Origin of the sequence: Actinomadura sp. 7K507, assembly GCF_004348425.1 — a bacterium.
GTDB lineage: Bacteria > Actinomycetota > Actinomycetes > Streptosporangiales > Streptosporangiaceae > Spirillospora.
Genome location: NZ_SMKK01000414.1, coordinates 1 through 4,268 on the forward strand (window position 1 = coordinate 1; position 4,268 = coordinate 4,268).

A 4,268-nucleotide genomic window follows, 5' to 3' on the forward strand; every position below is an offset into this window, starting at 1 on the left:
GCCCGGGGGTGGCCTCCTCCCAGTGGAGGGCGTACGGGAAGGGCTGTTCGTCCGGGAGGCGTGGCGGGACGGCCGGGCCCGTTGCGGTCAGGGGAGTGCTGCGTTCGCGCAGGTCCATGCGGGCGTGCAGGCCCGACAGGAAGCCCGGCAGCCACCAGTTGGCGGCGCCCATGAAACGCATCGTGGCGGGGACGAGCAAGGAGCGGACGAGCACCGCGTCCACGACGATGCCGACGAACATGCCGACGCCGATGAGTTTGACGACGGTGATCCCCGCCGTGCTGAACGCGCCGATGACGACGAGGAAGAGCAGGGCCGCGCTGGAGATGATGCCGCCGGTGTGCTGCATGCCCCGCGCGACCGCGGCGCGGTTGTCGTGGGTGAGGTCCCACTCCTCGCGGATGCGGCTGAGCAGGAAGACCTCGTAGTCCATGGACAGGCCGAACACGACCGCGAGGATGAGGATCATGCTGGTGGCCTCGACGCCGCCGGTGGGGGTGAAGTCGAGGATGCCGGCGAGGTGGCCGTACTGGAAGCCCCACACGATCGCGCCGAACGAGGCGCCGATCGACAGGACGTTCATCGCGATCGCCTTCAGCGGCAGGACGATCGAGCCGAAGAACATGAACAGCAGGATGAACGTGGCCGTCCCGACGAAGAGCGCCATCTTGGGCAGGGACTCCATCAGGCTGGACATCAGGTCCATCTGCGCGGCCGTGCTGCCCCCGACGTCGATGTGCATCGGGTAGCCGTCTTTGGACAGGTGCATGCCGCGGATGTCTGAGACGAGGTCCTGCGCGCGCTGTTCCATGGGGTCGTACTCGTGCGTGACGGAGATGCGCACGCCGCCGTACGTTCCGGAGTAGCCGGTGAACTGCGAGTCCGTCACGCCGGGGAGCGACCCCAGCTTCTTCCGGAACTCGTCCAGATAGGGCGGGATGGGGTCCTTGCTGTCCGGCGTCCAGTTGCGCGGGATGAGGTCCCCGGAGACGACGACGTCGATGGGTTCGGTGGACCCGTTGGGGAACTCCTCCTTGATGGTCTCCACCACGGCGCGTGTGGGGCTGTCCTTGGGCAGGACACGAGCGTCCACACTGCCGAACTGGATGTTCAACAGCGGCCCGGACATCACGGCCAGGATGACCAGGACGATCGCGAAGTACGGCAGCGGATGCTTCATCACGCTGTGGCCGAGGCGGTACCAGAAGCCGCTGTTGGGGTCCCGCTGCGCGCGCTTGGACGTGGGTCGCCGCCATGGCATCCGGCCGAATTCGACGCGCGGGCCCAGGAGCGCCAACAGCGTGGGCAACAGGACGGTGGCACCGAAGACGGCGACCATGACGGTGGCGATGCCCGCCAGCCCGATCGTCCGGAGGAACATCTGCGGGAAGAGCAGAAGTCCCGCGAGGGCGGCCGACACGGTGATGCCGCTGACCACGATGGTGCGGCCGGCCGTGGCCATGGTGGTGATCAGGGCGCTATGCCGTACCGGACGTATCTCCGCCCTGTACGCCTCCTTCGCGGCCTTGCGGGACTTCCTGTCGCGTTCTCGTTTCCAGGGTTTGCCCGCCTCGATCCCCTGCGCGGTCATGCCGTGCTGGAGTTCCTCGCGGAAACGGCTGATGATGAACAGCGAGTAGTCGATGGACAGGCCGACGCCCATCATCGTGACGACTTCCAAGGCGAAGGACGTCACGTCGGTGGTGTAGGTGACCACGTGCAGGACGGCCAAGCCGCCGATCATCGAGAACACCGCCACGATGAGCGGCAGGAACGAGGCGGTGAGCGCGCCGAACAGGATGACGAGCAGGATGAGCAGGGGCAGCGCCGTCATGAGCTCGGCGCGGATGATGTCGTTGACGACCTGCTGGCCGAACTCCTCGCCGAGGGGAATGGCACCGCCGTACTCGACCTTCAGTCCGGGCGCGTCCAGCCGTTCCTTGATGGCGTGGTAGTTCTCTATCTGGGTCGCGCCGTCGTCGCCCTGCACCTTCACCGCGACGAACGTCGATTTCCGGTCGTGGGACGCGAACGAGTCCGCGGCCTTACCGTTGAGCGACCAGTACGAGATGATCTCTTCGGCGTGCGCCTTGGGCAGTCGCGCGATGGTCGTGACCACGCTCGCCTGGTAGCGCGGATCGTCCACCGTCATGGTGTCGCTGCTGTAGAGGACGAGGACGTCGGGGTTGGTGCTGCCGAAGTAGGTGGCGCCGAGCTTGGCGACGAGGGTGGACGACGCGTTCGGGTCCTCGAAGCCGCCCTCCTTGAACTTGGAGAACACGCCCAGGCCCCAGACGCCCGCCACGCACGTCATGACCAGGATCAGAGCAAGGCTGGTCCAGCGTCGCCGGTTGATGAGACGACCCAGCCCCGAAAGCATGTTCCTCCTGTTACGTCACGGCGCTCGTCCATCCAAGGACGGGTGGCCGCCCCGCATCTACCTACGAGGCGTCTACTTACGAGACGCTAGACGAGCCTCGGTCGTTGGCAGGTCGCCGTCAAGGTAACGCTTCCGGGTGGCCGCACGTGCGATCTTGCCGCTGGACGTACGGGACACGCCACCCGGTTCGATCAACACGAACTCGTGGACGCTCATCTCGTGCTCCACGTTGATGGCGCCTACCACAGCCGACTCCACCTCGTGCAGGTCCACCCGTCCGAGCGGGACGCGGCGGTTGCGCTCGGCCACGATCACCAGTCGTTCGGTCTCTTCCCCAGACAGCGCGAACGCGGCGACGTAGTCGGGGCGGATCGCCGCGTGCGCCTCCTGCGTGGTGACCTCGATGTCCTGCGGGTAGTGGTTGCGGCCGTCGACGATGATGAGGTCCTTGATGCGGCCTGTCACGTACAGCTCGCCCTCGTGGACGACACCGTAGTCACCGGTCTTCATCCAGGGACCGGACGGCAGTCCTGCCGCCTCGGACAGTTCGCCGCCGAACGTGTCCTGGCTGCGTTCTGAGTTGCGCCAGTAGCCGGGGGCGGTGTTCGGCCCGTGCACCCAGATCTCGCCGACCGTGCCGTCCGGCTGCTCGGTGCGCGTGTCCGGGTCGACGATCGCGATGATCTGCCCGCAGGGCCGACCGCACGAGACGAGGGCGCTGGCCCGCTCTGACTCCTCGTCGCAGAGCCGCAGGTCGCCCTTCGTGAGCATGTCCCGGTCACCGTGGATGACCTTCGGCGGGGCGTCCTCGGCCGCCGCGGTGACGAACACGGTCGCCTCCGCCAGCCCGTACCCCGGCGCCTGCGCACCCGGACGCAGTCCCGCCGCCGCGAACGCGTCCGCGAACATCGACAGCGTGGACGTGCGGATCGGTTCCGCACCGTTCAGGCACGTCGTCAACCCGGACAGGTCCAGGTTGGCGACCTTCTCCGGCGTCGCCTGAGACGCGACGTACTCGTAGGCGAAGTTCGGCCCCGCCGTGTAGACGTTCTTGCCCGGACGCTGCGAGATGAGCTGGAGCCACCGCATCGGGTTCATGATGAACGAGACGGGGTCGGTGAAGATGGCATGGTCGCCGCGCACCAAGGGCAGCGCCATGGTCGAGATGAGTCCCATGTCATGGAACAGGGGCAGCCAGCTGACCAGCTCCGGGTCGGGCTTCTTCGGTGCCCATCCAGCCCAGAGCTGCGCGGCGTTCGCCGTCACGTTCCCGTGAGTGATCTCCACTCCGGCTGGGCGGCGGGTAGAGCCCGACGTGTACTGCAGGTATGCGAGGTCGTCGAACCCGATCGGCTCGTCCTCCCAGCGGTCGGCCAGGGAGAGGTCGATCTCCTCGGCGAACACGATCTCCTTCGGCTGCGGGACATCGTGGTCGGCCAGGAACTTCTCCACGTGCGGGAGCGCGTTCCGCGTAGTGACGATGACCGAGGGCTCCGCGTCGGTGTAGGCGCCGATCAGCCGGTCGGCGTGCCCAGGAAGGTCGGGCGAGAACAGGGGCACCGCGATGACGTGCGCGTACATGGCGCCGAGCATGGTCATCATGTATTCGAGGGTCTGCGGCAGCAGCAGCGCGGCCCGTTCCCCCGGCCCGCTGACCTGCCGGAGCGTCGAGGCCACCGCCCGTGCGCGCCGGTCCGTCTCGGCCCAGGTCAGCGTGAGGTGGGCGCCGGACGGGTCGCTCGAGTAGTCGACGAAGGTATAGGCCGGTGCGTCCGGCTTCTCCTCCGCCCACCGCGCGACCCGCTCGATCAGCGGGGTGCGGCCGGAGCCTCCGGGCAGGAGGTCGGGAAGCAGCGAACCCAGTGCCATTGATCAATCTCCCCAGGGG

Annotated in this window: 2 protein-coding genes; both read right to left on the minus strand. The window is 67.5% G+C overall.

Features of this window, described 5'->3' with window-relative positions; genetic code table 11:
* Positions 1–2,380: MMPL family transporter (locus E1285_RS43635; protein WP_132160782.1), on the minus strand; the 2,380-nt coding region annotated here is incomplete at its 3' end.
* Positions 2,381–2,452: 72 nt separating this feature from the next.
* Entirely contained in the window at positions 2,453–4,249 is a 1,797-nt protein-coding gene (locus E1285_RS43640) for a fatty acyl-AMP ligase (RefSeq protein ID WP_132160783.1), read from the minus strand.
* Positions 4,250–4,268: the final 19 nt, after the last annotated feature.

Bases quoted from the DNA above. Each gene is read 5' to 3' on its own strand.
- E1285_RS43640 (WP_132160783.1), bottom strand. From the start codon at position 4,249: ATGGCACTGGGTTCGCTGCTTCCCGACCTCCTGCCCGGAGGCTCCGGC.